General features: G+C 46.8%; 17 protein-coding genes and 3 pseudogenes. 2 read left to right on the top strand and 18 right to left on the bottom strand.

Features of this window, described 5'->3' with window-relative positions; genetic code table 11:
- Positions 1 to 88 precede the first annotated feature (88 nt).
- The gene (locus AC1S52_RS08750) at positions 89 to 496 is read left to right on the top strand and encodes a hypothetical protein (RefSeq protein ID WP_482028640.1); all 408 of its coding nucleotides are present in this window, start codon (positions 89 to 91) and stop codon (positions 494 to 496) included.
- Positions 497 to 552: 56 nt separating this feature from the next.
- On the opposite strand, the gene AC1S52_RS08745 is transcribed toward AC1S52_RS08750, so the two are convergent.
- The 5 genes from AC1S52_RS08745 to AC1S52_RS08725 all read right to left on the bottom strand — a co-directional run bounded on the left by AC1S52_RS08745 (position 553) and on the right by AC1S52_RS08725 (position 6,076).
- Positions 553 to 1,743 carry a M20 family metallopeptidase gene (locus AC1S52_RS08745; protein ID WP_482028639.1) on the bottom strand — a complete coding sequence of 397 codons (1,191 nt, stop codon included), beginning with the start codon at positions 1,741 to 1,743 and terminating at the stop codon, positions 553 to 555.
- A gap of 185 nt (positions 1,744 to 1,928) precedes the next feature.
- Positions 1,929 to 4,679, bottom strand: coding sequence for an NACHT domain-containing protein (locus AC1S52_RS08740; protein ID WP_482028638.1), 2,751 nt, complete (start codon positions 4,677 to 4,679; stop codon positions 1,929 to 1,931).
- 108 nt (positions 4,680 to 4,787) lie between these two features.
- Positions 4,788 to 4,955, bottom strand: coding sequence for a hypothetical protein (locus tag AC1S52_RS08735; protein WP_482028637.1), 168 nt, complete (start codon positions 4,953 to 4,955; stop codon positions 4,788 to 4,790).
- 284 nt (positions 4,956 to 5,239) lie between these two features.
- Entirely contained in the window at positions 5,240 to 5,668 is a 429-nt protein-coding gene (locus AC1S52_RS08730) for an HNH endonuclease (RefSeq protein ID WP_482028636.1), read from the bottom strand.
- A 6-nt stretch (positions 5,669 to 5,674) separates the two neighbouring features.
- Positions 5,675 to 6,076, bottom strand: a complete 402-nt coding sequence (locus tag AC1S52_RS08725; protein ID WP_482028635.1) for a hypothetical protein — start codon at positions 6,074 to 6,076, stop codon at positions 5,675 to 5,677.
- Positions 6,077 to 6,857: 781 nt separating this feature from the next.
- Between AC1S52_RS08725 and AC1S52_RS08720 the strand changes: the two are divergent.
- Positions 6,858 to 7,069: pseudogene (locus AC1S52_RS08720) on the top strand (transposase); the annotation flags it as partial.
- An 88-nt stretch (positions 7,070 to 7,157) separates the two neighbouring features.
- Here AC1S52_RS08720 and AC1S52_RS08715 read toward each other — a convergent pair.
- From AC1S52_RS08715 to AC1S52_RS08655, 13 genes and pseudogenes are all read right to left on the bottom strand, one after another.
- The gene (locus AC1S52_RS08715) at positions 7,158 to 7,535 is read right to left on the bottom strand and encodes a nuclear transport factor 2 family protein (RefSeq protein ID WP_482028634.1); all 378 of its coding nucleotides are present in this window, start codon (positions 7,533 to 7,535) and stop codon (positions 7,158 to 7,160) included.
- 66 nt (positions 7,536 to 7,601) lie between these two features.
- The gene (locus AC1S52_RS08710) at positions 7,602 to 8,003 is read right to left on the bottom strand and encodes a RidA family protein (protein ID WP_482028633.1); all 402 of its coding nucleotides are present in this window, start codon (positions 8,001 to 8,003) and stop codon (positions 7,602 to 7,604) included.
- Positions 8,004 to 8,028: 25 nt separating this feature from the next.
- Complete coding sequence (locus tag AC1S52_RS08705) at positions 8,029 to 8,235, bottom strand: hypothetical protein (RefSeq protein WP_482028632.1); 207 nt, start codon at positions 8,233 to 8,235, stop codon at positions 8,029 to 8,031.
- A 212-nt stretch (positions 8,236 to 8,447) separates the two neighbouring features.
- The gene (locus AC1S52_RS08700; protein WP_482028631.1) at positions 8,448 to 8,735 is read right to left on the bottom strand and encodes a hypothetical protein; all 288 of its coding nucleotides are present in this window, start codon (positions 8,733 to 8,735) and stop codon (positions 8,448 to 8,450) included.
- Between the two features lie 143 nt (positions 8,736 to 8,878).
- Positions 8,879 to 9,667: a CPBP family intramembrane glutamic endopeptidase gene (locus tag AC1S52_RS08695; RefSeq protein ID WP_482028630.1), complete on the bottom strand. Its 789-nt coding sequence runs from the start codon at positions 9,665 to 9,667 to the stop codon at positions 8,879 to 8,881.
- Positions 9,668 to 9,866: 199 nt separating this feature from the next.
- Complete coding sequence (locus tag AC1S52_RS08690) at positions 9,867 to 10,547, bottom strand: GOLPH3/VPS74 family protein (protein WP_482028629.1); 681 nt, start codon at positions 10,545 to 10,547, stop codon at positions 9,867 to 9,869.
- 315 nt (positions 10,548 to 10,862) lie between these two features.
- Positions 10,863 to 11,093: pseudogene (locus tag AC1S52_RS08685) on the bottom strand (CPBP family glutamic-type intramembrane protease); the annotation flags it as partial.
- 700 nt (positions 11,094 to 11,793) lie between these two features.
- On the bottom strand, positions 11,794 to 12,369 hold the full coding sequence (locus AC1S52_RS08680) for a TMEM175 family protein (protein ID WP_482028628.1): 576 nt from the start codon (positions 12,367 to 12,369) through the stop codon (positions 11,794 to 11,796).
- 168 nt (positions 12,370 to 12,537) lie between these two features.
- On the bottom strand, positions 12,538 to 12,636 hold the full coding sequence (locus tag AC1S52_RS08675; protein WP_482028748.1) for a DUF5996 family protein: 99 nt from the start codon (positions 12,634 to 12,636) through the stop codon (positions 12,538 to 12,540).
- 41 nt (positions 12,637 to 12,677) lie between these two features.
- Positions 12,678 to 13,091, bottom strand: a complete 414-nt coding sequence (locus AC1S52_RS08670; RefSeq protein WP_482028627.1) for a hypothetical protein — start codon at positions 13,089 to 13,091, stop codon at positions 12,678 to 12,680.
- Positions 13,084 to 13,977, bottom strand: a complete 894-nt coding sequence (locus tag AC1S52_RS08665) for a pirin family protein (protein ID WP_482028626.1) — start codon at positions 13,975 to 13,977, stop codon at positions 13,084 to 13,086. Before AC1S52_RS08665 ends, AC1S52_RS08670 begins: the two co-directional genes overlap by 8 nt.
- A gap of 176 nt (positions 13,978 to 14,153) precedes the next feature.
- The gene (locus AC1S52_RS08660) at positions 14,154 to 14,912 is read right to left on the bottom strand and encodes a flavodoxin family protein (protein ID WP_482028625.1); all 759 of its coding nucleotides are present in this window, start codon (positions 14,910 to 14,912) and stop codon (positions 14,154 to 14,156) included.
- Between the two features lie 46 nt (positions 14,913 to 14,958).
- Positions 14,959 to 15,282: pseudogene (locus AC1S52_RS08655) on the bottom strand (SDR family oxidoreductase); the annotation flags it as partial.
- Positions 15,283 to 15,429: the final 147 nt, after the last annotated feature.

Raw genomic sequence — 15,429 nt, 5'->3', positions numbered from 1 at the left:
AGTATTTGTATTACAATTCTGGATGTCTACATACTACACTTGTAGTATTAGATTGTCCACCCTTAATTGAAATTCAGGATGTTCGGTTATGGATACACGTAAACGAGGTAGCACTTCGGAAATGCAGGTGACGAGTATCCGACTGGAACCAGAACTGAAGGAGCGATTGCGGGAAATCTCCGGAGAGCAGGGGTATCAAACCCTCATCCGAGATGTGCTCTGGCAGTTTGTAGAACAACAGGTGCGACCAGACGAGGTACGACATGATGGGAGTTGGCAATTACCCCCAAAGGAAAACGGCTTCACACTGCCCTCCTACCCCTCAACGTTTTCCATATCAGATATTCGAGCGACGTTTAGGGCGATCGCACAACAAGAACAGCGATGCGCCATTACAGGTCAACTGATCCGTCCACAACAACCCATGTGGTTGGGATTGACAATGACTGGAAATATGGTTCCTTTAAGTTTTGAAATGACTGGTTATGGAGAGTGAGGCAATCGCTCATAATCCCCACAATCACCCGATCGCAATATTTGGTCGTTGCTGTCTCAATATTCACCGTCAAGGCAGAACTGAACCAAACTCGCCCAGTAGGTCTGAAACACTGGCTCTATGGTCTTGAGATTGAGCCACTCGTTGGGAGCGTGAACATTACCACTTTCACAACCATAGGCATTAATGATGGGGATTCCCAACCGACTAATCACGTTACCAACACTGCCTGCACCATTCGCGACTAAAGGAAGATCCTGATCCACAATGTTGCTTCCTGAAATTGCTCTGTACTGCGCTGCATTTTTCCGCAAAATTTGAACAAACGGATGGTGAGGATTAGTCAGATAAGCGGGTTCAGATTGGAGCACTTCCAGCGCATACTGAAAATCGGGACTCGATCGCTGCAAATTCCGCAGTTCTTCCTCAATGGTTTGTACGATGCTCTGCGCTTGTTGAGAGGGCAGCAAACGAATGTCAATCAGAGCTTCTGCTTTGTCAGGCACTACGTTGATCGCTTCACCACCGTTAATCTGAGCAATGGTGAAGGTAGAACCGAATTCAAAGAAGGGTTCGGTCTGCCCCTCTAGTTGAAGTTCCAATAAAGCAGAGCAGGCACGTATCAGTGCATGAACAGCATTTCTACCCTTTTTAGAGCGACTGCCTGTATGAGCCGCTTTGCCGTAGGTGGTTAGCTTGAGCCTCAGCCATCCCCTCGCACCGATCGCAATTTCATCAAAACTCTGATAGCCCAAAATGCAAATATCCGCTTTGGGAGCATGATAGAGAATCTCTCGAATTCCAGAAAAGTTGCCCGATTCCTCCTGAGCATCGAATCCGAGGAATAGCGAGCCGTTGAACTGGGGCGAGTCCTTTAGCGCCTTTGCAAGGTAGATGAATAGGGCGATCGCCCCTTTCGAGTCAGCTACCCCTCGCCCATAAATCCGATCGCCGACAATTGTTCCAGCGAATGGGTCGTATTGCCATTGAGCGCGACCGCCCACAGGAGCAGTATCGAGGTGGGATTGTAGCCAGATTGTTTTCGTTGCAGTTGCCGCTTGATGATGACAAATGATGGAAGGATGCTCTGGATCTCCGATCAAGTTTGGCTCGAATCTAAGAGCAGCGAGCTTTTCTGCAATACAGGTGGCGATCGCCTGCTCCGAGTCTATTGACGGTATCGAAGTAAGCTGCTGAATGAATTCAGTGATTTCTTGAAGGGGAAGTGGAGAAGAAATAAGGTCCATCTTATGAGCCCGATCTCTTGACCCGAACAACTCTGATTAATTTGGTACAGCTCTACGGGGATAGATCTTTAAGCTCCCTTTTGGAAAGTTTCTTCAGGGTTGATATTTAAGCACAAATGTGGCAGATACAGGTGTAGATTTTTTTTGGAGCAGGTAATAAGCACTTTAAAGAACAGTATCAAGATTTAGTTGGCTATAAGAGAATCTCGATACTCCCGCAATTTAGCGACAAAGTTGATAGCTCGCTCGTAAATTGAGTTCTTCTCTAGTAGTCCTTTCTCAACTAGCTCCTCTGCTTTTTCTGTAAAAGCAAGCAAGAGATCATTGGTAGAACCCTTCCTTGAGTGATGGAATGGGTAAGACGTCCATTCATATGTGCCTAATAACAAATCTTCAATTACTTCACCATCATCGCTATTAGGCAAAATTTCTAATATCTTTATGAAACCAGCACAGCAGTACTCATCGTACTCATCCTTTTCATGACTTCTTTTATCAAAAAAATCAAGTTCATGACTTCTTCTATCGAATAAATCAAGCCCTATAGACATTAATGTAATTGGTACTAAGGCACGAAACTCAGGACAAACAGCCTTATAGGACATTACAGCTCTCTCTAATTCTGCTAAATCTTTAGTTCTAATTGCTCCTCTAAACGTAGACTGTGCAACCCAATTCAACCAAGCTTCTTTGGTACCGCTACTAGGACATGGAGCGGTAAGGCAGGCTTTCCATTCTTCAATATTCTGTGATTCAGTAGCGCAACACATCCATAGGAGATCGCGCATTTGACCTTGTGCAAAAACGCTATGTGACCAAGTTAGAGTTCTATCCTCTACAGCACGTTGTATAAGATCAGACGAATCGGGGTCAGATGAAAGACTTCGCAGACTGAAAGACGGAATTCTAAGTTTTAAGTCTTCAGGCTGAGCGTTTCTGGTTGTATACGAGTATCCCCAATAATGTTGTTGGTAATGAACTGAGTCTTGATCCACATGATTTGTTGCTAATAGCAATCGGCGACGTATTTCTGCTGGAAATTTATTATATTGATCGTAGAGAATACCATAGGCTAGATCTAGTGTTTCGTCATTAATACATTCATCAATAAAAGATTCTACTTCCGCCACTGGAGCAAGCCCTGCCCACAGAAAAGTTACAGTATTCCATCGATCATCATCACGATGTTCAAATAAGCAAAAACGGTCTATTCTACGCCCTGATTCATCCCGTTGGTCTCCCTGAAGAACAGACTCTGCAACTAAGTATTCCAAGACACTTTTATGTACAAAACTGTAAATTCCAGGTCCAATAATCAGCCCTGAACGCTCTCGAAGCCCTGCCAAAACATCTTCTTCAGATAAAGCAATACTGAGCTTCTGAAGTAGCCCTTGCATTAGAGTTAATGCAGCATTCTCATCAAGCTGGTCCTTCTGTTGAAGAAACATCTGGAGAGCGAATCCTCTCATTATTTGCCGCTTCTGTTCCAAAGAAAGTTGAATACTTGTTGCTGTTACCTTACGACGGTCATCCCATAAACCCAACATACCTTCAACATATCGTCGGTAAAGCTGTGAACGTCCACTTGGGAGACTACCATCTAAATGATGAACCATTAACAGGGTTGAAAGTAGAAGGGGGTTACCTGTAAGAGGTCCAATTGTAGGATCTTTAAGCCAACCTTCAGCAAGCGCCACAGGGTTAATCTCATCATTACCTTCTGTAAGCAAAGGCATATGTGAATACCAGCGTTGGATGTAATCGACAATGCGTTCCTTATCAAAAGGCTGTATAGTCCAAGACTGCCAACTTGCACTTAAACGCTCGATGTGATCAGTTGTTAATGGACGAGACGTTAGAACAAAAGGGCACTCTTGTACCGCTGTACTTAAATTAACAATCCAATCGTAAATATTGTCGCGATCACTCGGACGAATTTCATCAAAACCATCCAGGATAAAAATTACTTTCTCTGTTCTCAACCATTCACTTATGCGATCAGCCGTAAGTTCTTCCGCTAGATGCTGTCCTGCTGCTTCTCGAACTATTTGATGCAGGGATAACAAAGGTTCACTAGAAAAACGGCGTAACTCAACTCGAACACAAATGCCATTCCATCGAGTACTTAAAGCTTCTCTTTGCAGCCATTTTGCCCAGGTCGATTTGCCTGATCCTGGTTGACCAATAATAATTGCCCGATGCCCTGTAGCAGTAAATACATCAAAACTTTTATCGTCTCCTACAACCCTTGGTGTAACTTCTTTATCTTCTATGTCTTCAGCTATTTCAGGATGTACAAAGAAATCATCAAACTTGCCTGCACGGGGGCTGTCTCCTCTCAGACCTGTAAGGTCTAAATCAAATCTAATTTTCTGGGCAAGTGCCCGTCTAACTACTGTAAGTAGAACATCTGTGTCTCGAAGGGGGGATGTTGCCAACTCATCAACTCTATTGAAAAGGGTACGTAACTGATCTGTAATTTCATCAAAACGACGAAAGTTCTCAGACCACGCCTCACTTTCCCAATCCTTAACGGCAGCAGGTATTTTGCAGAGAAGTGTAGCAATGCGAGGACACAGAAGCGTATAGGTTTCCTTTAACCCATCCTCGATTACAACTTGTGGCAAATCGCGGTTGGAATACAAATCCTCAAAGATTTTTTGTCCATTGAGAGAGCCTTGAAACAATAACTCTGGTTCTTGGGTTAAAGGACGTAGCTCTTCAACACAAGTCTCAATTAGTCGGCGCTGCCTATCCTCAGGAATTCCTTCATGCTCAAGGAACGGTAATAGAGGTTCAACAACCTCCGCTGTCGCATCTTCAACACGCCTTTCAATTTTTCGACGCTGGAAATAAGGCTGATTTTTTATCCCATCGTAAATTACGCTAGATAAAAGGTTGGTAATTATACTTAAAGTGAACTCGCCTAATTCCATAATCAGCTTACTGTTTTCTTGCTGTTCCCAGTATTTTAACCATTCAAAGTAAAAATGGCAGTGTCAAACCTCCTGTAATAGAGATCACCACTCTTACTTATCCTGTTATCAGGGAGGGTAATACAGCCTCAGGTTTACATCTGGCTTGGGTGTATGGGTGTCCCTTGCTCTTGAGCCACCCAGAGCGATCGCCACAAGCCCCTCAATTGCTTGCAGGCGATCGACAACATGATGAATGAACTGGGGCAACTGCTGATTCATATTGCTCCGTCCCATCGCTTGTTCTAAGCAGCAATTGGGTGAACTGAAGCAGCAAAACTCACCACTTCAGCTCACCCGCGACAGATTGCCAATCTGGAACTGATTGTACCTGCTTCAGCCCAGATTCAGCGATTTCGAATTCATCTGCACTCTCCTATTGGGGCTTACTTGTGAACCCAGGCAAGAACTTTTTGTCGCTGTGGGTCTTGCTTTAGCTTCTCCAGAGTACTCAGGTGCAGTACCAGATGAGAGTTGTGGTAGAGCGTGTGAATTTGTCGGTGCCAAGCAGGAAAAACCTTTCACTGAATTGTAGGAGGATGCCAACCACTGATCACCCAACGCGAACGAGCAGCCACGATGACCGGATTATTCATCCGTAATGCAGCGATCGTAGCTCGTCCGACTGGCGTTTGCCCCTCCACTCGTGTTGCATCCGGGCTCCAAGCGAAATGTTCTGACCACTGCTGTGCCCTTGGATTAAACAAGAGAACGATTTCTCCGGTGAGCGGATCTTGAGCTTCGGTCAAGTCGGATTTGTACTCATTGCAGGATCGACAAGCCAAGCAAACATTTTCAAAGGAAGTGTTCCCGCCTTTGGACTGGGGATGAATATGGTCAAAGCTCATCGGAATACCGCTATTGGCTTCGCTAGTCAAGCAGTAGCAGCAGCGATGGCGATCGCACTCTCGAATTTGGGTCTTTAAGGATTCAGAAATATAGGCAGACACAAGCGATCAGGGATGAGGAACACGATGACCACGCCAACGCAAAAGAGCAGCAGCATGGGCTTTCCGTAACATGAAAAGATCCGCCTGCGATCGCAGTTCCGCCAACTCCATCTGTTCTGCTGGAGTAAGAGCGTGTTCCTTATTACGCTCCAACAACTCGAAATGCCGTGCCATCTCCTCCTCAGTCTTTTGACCTGTGGCAACCTTCCATAGAGCCTCATCTTCCAAACGGTCAAGAGCGGCTAAATCTGCCTGAAACTCATCGGGTGCATTCTCCCAATCTGGAGGACTACCGACTTTCAGCGCATGGAGCATGACCTCTTCAAGCGATCGCCCCGTCGCGATCGCCGTATTGACCAATCGCTGATAGATAGGATCTGGAAGTTGCAGTGTGACAGTTGCAGCCATACGAGGACAACAGGTTTATCTCTTTATATTCTACCGGGAGCCTCTTGAGGAGGATAGCCATTGTGCAGCTACACTAATCCCTTAAGGGTCGAGTCCAGGAACACAGCAATCTACTTCATAATCTCTAGTAAAGTTTCCCTATAGTTGGTAGGCGATCGCCTTCGGCAGCAGCGAAGCTCCCGCAAAGCTGAAGACGAAACTGCTCCAATGAAATGACACGTAATCCTTCGGCAGATTCAGTAGAGCTTGAAACTATTCGTGTGTATAGGTTCTAACTTCTAAGCCAACGAAGTGACACTTATTTCTTCGGTAGTCCACGAAATGACACGTAATCCTTTGGTAAATCCAGCAAGGCTTGAAACTGTTGGTACGTAAAGGTTTCAGCTTTTAAGCTAACAAAGTGACATGAAATTCTTCGGCGATCGTCACAGAATGGTGAAATCACTTCAGAACAAGGGTTTCAAGCAACGACTTACGAAATGACATTTATTTCTTCGGTAGCCCCACGAAATGACACATAATTCTTCGGTTGAGTTTTCTTTAAAGATCGACAGCCAAAAAATCTAAAAAGCTTACAGGGTAAGGCTTTGAGGCGAAGAGCAATTGTGACATTTATTCCTTCGGTTGTGACACTTATTTCTTCGCCCTACATTTGTGCTTACAACAATTTTGACTGCTTCCGCTTTTTGCTGATCTGTATATTCCTTGCGGATTTTCTGACTCATGGAACCCTCCTAGTTCTAGGGTACTCTTATTCAGATGTCCACTAAACCGGATCAATCTCATCTACACGACCAACGCGATTGAGTCAATGAACATGACCCTCAGAAAGGTGTTGAAAAATCATCGAGCCTTTCCCACCGATGAGTCTGCGCTCAAGGTCGTCTATCGGCAATCCAGAACATTTCTAAAAAGTGGACGATGCCGATTCGAGATTGGCGACCTGCTTTAAATCAATTTGCAATCGCTTATGAAGATCGCTTTCCTCTATGATTTGGATCTTTGACACAAATCTATTTACATACCCGAGGGTAGTCCTGCTCACCTTACCATTCGCTGTTTTTTGCGACACAACCGTTGTTTACGCCGTGCTGCTGGTTTTATCCTTGACCTCGGTTGTGATAACGAAAGCCTTTAATTCGACCATCTGACCGTCGCGAAAACGCCAGACATCGCAGTACGAGTAATCAGTCGCTTTCCCGTCTTTGTCCTTCGTTGTAATATCACCGAGGGCTGTGACAAAATCACCCTCAGCAATGAAGTGAGCGACCCTGAACTTGGGTGGCTCTACGTAGGTTGTTGCCATCCATTGGCGAACGGCTGCTTTTCCGTTCAGGGTCCTGTCGCCTACAAACGTCCATTCCGTGTCGTCGGTGCAGAACGACAAAAATCTTTCATAGTTGCCTTGGGCGATCGCCGCGTTTGCCGCTTCTAAGATGGCTTTATTGTTGTTTGACATCTAAATTTCTCCTCTGTTCAAGTGGATACTTTAACGGAGCCGTCTCTGCAGCCACTGATGCGAAACTCATGGAACAATTGCAGTAACGCGGATTTCAATTCGCATCGTTGGAAGTCCAAGAGCCGCGACTCCTACCTGTGTCCAAATTGGGGCATGGTTGGGCATGTAATGGCGATACAGCCTGACCATCACATCGTTAACCTCTGGGGGCAACCCGCCAACATGGTAAGAATTGACGTGGACAACGTGCTCCCAACCCGCCCCGGCAGTTGCCAGGGTTTGCTCCACGTTCCGAAACGCCTGAGCAATCTCGTCCGCAAGCGATTCAGGAATTTGCAAGTTGTCATTCCAGCCACCTTGACCGGATGTCTCCACGCGATCGCCAATTTTTACCGCTTGCGAGTAATGCAAGTTATTCAGCATGTATTCCCCATAGCCAGGGGTGATAAAAAACTTGGGCTTATTCATGGTGTTCTTTGTTCTGATTTAGACACTAATGTTCAGGATTCACTTGCCATGCGATCACAATGATTTCTGCAAATATGAAGACAACTAATAGCCTTGAAAATGCTTGTAAAATAGCTTCCATCGCCCAGTTCTGACTCTGAACTGCCCAGATCATCCAGACAATAGTGAATCCAATCACCAACCAGGGTAAAATGATTGCTGAATTCCGTCTGCGATAGAAGCGGATCGTCACCTCCCGCCAAAATGGGAAGGTGCTGAGAATACAAACAAGGTAGGATAATCCTGCATTGATGAACAGGCTGGGTTGAAGACCCGAAGACAGATTTGGGTATCCAAGCGCGGTAGCTTCGCTTCACGCAATGTTCGCCGTCAGACAAACTCCTAGCGCGAGGTACAGGAAAGTAAACAAGGTAAATCGTTTCATTATTTCTTCTCTGGTGAAGCTTATTCTCTGTACCAAACACGCACACATTGAAAGCAATTGATTGTAAGACCCTGGCTGATCATCACTGGGTAGAAAGCATTACTGGTCGTCACTCCGTAGACATCATCACTTGTGCCTTCAATCCGATCGGGTAAAACAACGGTTTCAACATTGATCACCTGTATCGTTGTACTTTCGATCCACTGATTTACAGCACTCACAACCTCCGAGAAAGATTCATACTCGGAAGGTCCGCCGAAGGGTCCTCGTTCAGTAATTCGAGGCGCGAAATCTTTGCACTGAATCATTTGATTGACCACCTTAAAACTGTAGAGTTGAGCATCAATTCAAGTAGTGGGTATCGCCCATCATTTTCAAAACCTTTCTCTTTAAAACCTTTCACGGTAAAGCTTTGTGGGCAGTGCTAGCCCTATGAGATCTATTTCAAAACTTAAGCCAACCTTGCTAGTAAACCGCTAAGAACAAAAGTAAAAGCATGAAAGCTAATATGGGCTAACATTGCAGCTTCTAGTGAATATTGCCAAAAGAGCCAGCCAAACCCAATCCCCGCAATCCCATTCAGTAACAACGCCCGAATAATCACAACTGGAGTGAGGGGAACGATCGCGGCAGTTGCTGGCAGGTGTAGCAGTCCAAATACCAACGCGGCTAGAACGATCGCACCCTGGTAAATCCCTTGACTGGGCAACGTAATTCCTTGTTTTAGACCTTTCCACGCGATCCAAACAAGCAGCGACATTAAACCCCAGCGCATCAAAATTTCCTCAGTGATGCCGCCATAAAGCATTGCTGTAAGCGAACTCAGCCAATTTGGTTCTGTATTGGCTGCCCGTAGTGCTTCAGGTAGGGCAGGTTTCATGAACCGATCGAGCAATAGGACAATGATTGTCGTCGCTGCACCTACACCCAAGCTCCATTTCATCTCAATGAAAGAATGTGGAATCTTAGGGGTATGAAATACCCAGTAGTCAATCAAATGTGAGCGTAATCCAACGCGATAGGCACAGCCAATTCCGATCAGAATGCTGATTGCCAGTAGAACTGTAAGCTGTAGTGCTTGCAGCAGCATTAAAGCCCACAGTGGCGGAACGTTTGCTAGTACTTCTGGAGACAGTTTCGCCAACTGTTGCTCAACTAATGAAACCGAGGTAATCGCAAGCATCGCAATTCCCGCAATGCCCAACACAAATAGAATTCCAAATTGTTTCAAAACTACCATTGATTTAATCTCTAGAGACATCAGGATACTGGGTGAACACAATGCCCAGATAGAGAATGACAACTGGTAGCTAACGCCACCTTATTCTGAAGCTTTATTGTGCTTCTCCTAGCATTCATTTCGTTGCATTGATCTGAAGTGTACTGAGTTCCAATACTTGATTTCTTCCAGATTCTTATGGTGAAGAGCAAGTTCGTTTTCATCCGCCATTGATTGCACCCAGAGTCGTGGCTGCTTGAACGGTGAAAATTGCCTTTGAAACTGCTTTGCCGACCAACTCCCCTTCTGTGATCGCCTTAATTCGCGATCGCGCTTCAGTCCGTTCTTCAGGTCTGAACACCGCATCGGTCAGGTGAGAGGCTTGCATCAAACTAATCAATGCTGCCATCCGGGAATCCAGTCCAATGCCTTCTAACACGGCTGCACGAACTTGCTGGACAATCTCGCGTTGAATGGATTCATCGGTTAGAAAATATCGCTGCGTTGGGAACAGTCCAAGAATGCGTTGCTCTTGTCGTTCTAAAACACCTAAATCAACTAAGTTCTGCAATACAATCGGCTGAAACCATCTGTATCTTCGTCTCCAACGAGTAATCCAGAACCTTGCAGTTCGAGGACGAGACGATGCCAGAACCTCATTGAGGTGTCGATCTAAGAATTCATCGTCTGTGTTGCCTGCGATTCCTGCGGAGTTGCGCAAAGCGCTAATCGCACCGATCACACGATTGTTGTTGTCGATCTCAAGTTTGCCTTGCAGGACTAAGTCTAGTAACAAAGAACCGACCAAGCCATATTCGAGCGCAGAGTACCAAGAGAAGCGAGTTTTCCCAGTTTGGGGATTGAGTGCAAGCAGGATTAAGTCCTGTGAAAGATATTGCATGATGAATTCCTGATTGAGGTATGCTGCGGTTCCTTGAACCGGATTATGACGAGGTTACCGACGGTCCTTCTGATGGCTTTGGGAAACGGGTTCGGATACCCCGTCGCGTTTGAACACCTTGTAGGCGATCGCCAGAAACACAGGTATTGCAACCAGCACTGAGAGCGCCCCGTAGGTCGCGTGGTACTCGCTGATTGTGAACAGAGCCGGTGTGGTCACGGCACTTCCCGTGATGCTAAACAGGAGTATGCCGCCGATGTTGTTCGGGAAGTGTACGCCGATGGCGAGTTCAGTGGTTCCGTCAATCAACGAAACCACAGTCCACAACAGACCCGGAACGAGGAAGTAGTTGGAAAAGACCGTGAGCCAGCCGCCTGCGATCGCCTCCGGGTTGAGGAGGTGCGGCAGCGTGAAGATCACGGCTGGCACGACCGCCAGAAAAACGCGGTTGCTCCAGATGAGGCTCGCGCCCTGCACAATGTATCCGCGAAAGAAAAGCTCCTCGGTGGTCGTCTGGATGGCGGTGAGAACCAGTGCGATCGGCACGAAGAACGCGAACGTCTTGAGGTCGTAGTTGAAGGAGAAGCTATCGGGGTAGAAGAGGTACTGTCCCAGCACACCTATCAGACACGCTGGAACGGACCACGCCACAAACCCCTGACCGATGCGACGCCAGTCGATCCGCTCCCGCGCCGTAACCAGCGTCCGGGGTAGCGGCGTTGGATGAGGGAGACGGCGATGAGAACACCCGCGAGGAAAAATGGGAAACCTACCATAACAAACAGGAACTTCCCGAAAGGACCAAGCACGTAGTAATCCGTCTGGACGCTGAGCGCGAGCGCGACGAGTACGCTGGCGACGGTGCCGACCACCAGCCACGAAACGAGTATAACCACCAGCCCTAGAGGGTACCGCCACCCCCGATACTTACCTAGTCGGGCAGACTCCACGTAAGTTGCGTTTTTCATGAGAATACCTCCTACCTTTTGTGGACGATTTACGCTGCGTTGCTGGTTTTAGCTTTGACTTCGGTTGGGATTACGACAGCTCTTCATTCGACAATCTTGTTGCCGCGAAAGCGCCAGATGGCGCAGTACGAGAATCAGCCACCTTCCCGTTTTAGGTTTAAGCGGCATAATGTTCCCGTGCATCGGATTCAGATCACCTTTGTCTGTGACCAACAACCTATATTCGTGCTGGTGCAGAGGGTTTGTTAGCTGGTTTTTGTTGCATCAAAAATGGAACTTTATGAGTTCAACGCCTTTTCGATACGACGATCGGGAATGAGCCACAGAACTGCAACCAGAACGTATAATGCACATGCAAGCCAAGGGATTGCAAAAGCAAGTGGAATTGTAACTGCATAAATCAATACCGATGACTTGCCTTTAAAATTTCGACCAAGAGCGTTTGCAAGCGTGGAATCTTGACCGTGGTAAAAAACAAGTGTGCGGGTCAGAGTGAAGTAGGCGATCGCAGCCAACAATAGAACCACACCATAAATCGCCACAGGCAACGCAGCAAAGTGATTTTCACCCATCCATGCGGTGACAAAGGGAAATAATGATAACCAGAACAACAAATGTAGGTTTGCCCACAAAGTTGAACCATTCACTTGTCGGACTGCCTGAAACAGGTGATGGTGATTGTTCCAGTAGATACCAACATGCACGAAACTCAACACATAGCTTAGAAAGGTTGGAATCAACGGACGTAGTGCAGCTAAATCTGACTCATGAGGTGTTTTTAACTCCAGTACCATAATGGTGATAATAATAGCAATTACCCCATCACTGAATGCTTCTAACCTACCTTTAACCATTTTTGGATATGCTCCTTGTTTGCTTACCGCATTGTATAACTGCCGTTTGCAAAAATGGTGTCCGGTTATCCACTATCCATTCAGTATCTCTAAGTGGCAACAGATCGCCTCAAACTTTGTATCAAGGTCGTTAGTCCATCCGCTTCAGCAATTTGCAATTTGTTAGCCTTACACGGTTGGGGAACGCTCCAGGGCTACTCGATCCCAATGTCCTAAGTTGGCTGCTGCCTCATAGGTGCTTTGGAGAAAAGCAAGGAGGTTTGCAATTACACAATCGGAGCAAGTTCAGAACCTGTGAATTTTGGAGGTTAAATACTGTCAGAGGTCAGCAACATCATGACATCTGCATGAGCTAACACGACATCGGGGTGGCGTTGAAGCGCCGTGCTATACTTCATGGCAAACTCATCGCCCGATTCATCGGGGCTGAGCAGTGTACGAATGTCACTGTTGATCGCTTCAATTGCCTCTGATGTAACAGATTCATCGGCATGAAGCAACTCATCGATTTGGATAATCAATTCTGAGAGTCGATGCAACCAGGCAAATTGCTCATGACTAATCACCAGTTGTAGCAATTCACCTCTAGAAACTTGCCCTCGAACTTGCTCATAGGTAAGACGCTCAGTCTCTAGTAAAAGCTTGTGCAGATGCAGTAGTTTGATTCGTAACTCACTCAAGCGTTGATGTTGACTCATCTGATATTGAGATGTGTTAAGCATGAATCTGTCCCATCCTTCCTTCCTGGTAGTCGTTGATCGCCTGCGTAATTTCAGCTTCAGTGTTCATGACAAATGGCCCGTAGCGCACGACTGGTTCGTTAAGGGGTACACCTGCAATCAGCAGAAGATCTAGAGGACGCTGAGCATCAGCAGGGTTGGCGATCGCCACATCTTCTCCATCTTGAGAAAAGAGCACCATCTGCCCATCATCACCAGGCGCTAGCTCTGCCCCAAACAACCCAGACCCCTCCAGTACATAGACAAAGGCGTTGTACTCTTTGGGTACAGGCTGGATCATCGTTGCCCCTGGTTGCAGTGTGAAGTGGAGGTAAGTTATCGGCGTGCGCGTCTGAATTACGGCTTTTACCCCTAACGCTTCTCCCGCAATCACCCGCACCGTCACAGACCCATCTTCGGTTTGAGCGACCGGAATCTGAGCCGCTGGAATTTCCTGATAGCGGGGTGGCATCATTTTGTCTCGTTGTGGCAGATTGACCCATAGTTGAATGCCGTGGAGCCGTCCACCCGTTTGGGTAAACATTGACTCCGGCATCTCGGAATGCACGACCCCGGCACCTGCTGTCATCCACTGGACATCACCCGGATTTAGTAGCCCGGCGTGCCCCGCAGAGTCTTTGTGTTCTAACCGTCCATCCAAGACATAGCTGACGGTTTCAAAGCCCCGGTGCGGATGATCGGGTGCACCTTTTGCTTGACCCGGCTTTAGATTAATCGGACCCAACTCGTCGAGGAGCAGAAACGGGTCAAATTCAGAGAAGCTACTTTTGGGAAAGGGACGACGTACAAGAAATCCAGCCCCTTCAAGTGTTTCAACGCTGTTGATTACTCCGGCAACGGTTCGAGACGTTTGAGTGGGAACAGTCATAGAATTGCCTCTTCAGAACTAGACAAATATGTGTATCATTTGAGCCTGACTCAACGGGGTGAATCACAGCGTTTTTTCACAGGACAGGAATCCGGCAGGTCACTAACCAATAAAGGTTAGATCGAGATCTTTATAGGGTATGTTGAAAAATTTTGTGCCTTAGAAAACTATCCCTGCTAGCGTTTATGCTCAGGATTTTTGAAGTCTGTCTTACAACCTGCATCCCAAACGTCAGGTTGGTTCCCGTGAGGAGGAATTCCTCCATTATCTTTGAGTAGTCTGGCGATATGCATACAGTTCCAAGCTAAAAAGGTGGTATTGCGATTGGTAAATTCGTTCTCCGGACCTCCAGACCCTGGATCTAAATAGGAAGGCCCTGGGCCTACTTCGCCTAGCCAGCCTGCATCCGCTTGGGGAGGGATCGTATAGCCAATGTGCGATAGGGAAAACAAAATATTCATCGCACAATGTTTCACACCATCTTCATTCCCGGTAATGAGGGTTGCCCCAACCTTCCCATAATCTCTGTACTGACCTTTCTCATTCAAAAGATGAGTATATCCATACATCCGCTCTAAAACTCGACTACAAACAGAACTTTTTTCACCCAGCCATACTGAAGTACACAGCACTAAGATGTCAGTTGCATCAATTTCTTTCTGGATTTGGGGCCATTCATCTGTCTGCCACTCATCGGTTTGTGACATATCTAACCCTAGCCCCGCCGCTATCTCATAATCTACCGGTCGAATGACTTGAGTGGTTACCCCATTAGCCTCGAAAATAGCTTTGGCAATATGGATAACTCCCTGTGTATGGGATAACACTGGCGTTTTATTGAGTGTGCAATTTAAAAAAAGAGCTTTTAAATCACTATATTGCGCAGGGGCGTTTTGGCACTGACGATCCGTGATTGTTTTGAGCTGTTGTGACATGGCTTCGACTCCTGTACAAAACAATATTCTGACTTATGCAGGTGATTTACCGACACCAGGGCTGACTGCATTCACTCGAATCTGGCGGTCTTTGAGGTCGAGTATCCGGTTGCGGGTAGCCGATTTCTTTGACAGAGGCATCAAGTTCAGTGTCTCCGGCGGCAGGATTCATGTCGGTGTCAATTGGGCCAGGCTGGATGGTGTTGACCGTGATGCCGCGAGGCCCCAGATCGCGGGCGAGCCCATGAGTGAAACTGGCGATCGCCCCTTTAGTCAATGCATAGACCGAGAGTCCGGCAACGGGGGTGAAATCACTGCTGGCGCTGCCCATCATGATGATCCGTCCGCCCTCACCCATGTGACAAATGGCCTCTTGAGAAGCTGTTTGTAAATGTTAGTTAAGCAGTTTTTGGCTTCCTCGTTCGGCGGTTGTTTGTTAAGCGGCGGAGCATTAATCGAATCATAACCACATAAATCATGCCTTCATGATTTTCGGGTAAGGTTTCGTAGTCCCTTG

The organism is Kovacikia sp. CALU 1929, assembly GCF_056784235.1.
Note: the sequence above shows the minus strand (reverse complement) of the source record. Positions and strands in the feature narration are given on the sequence as shown.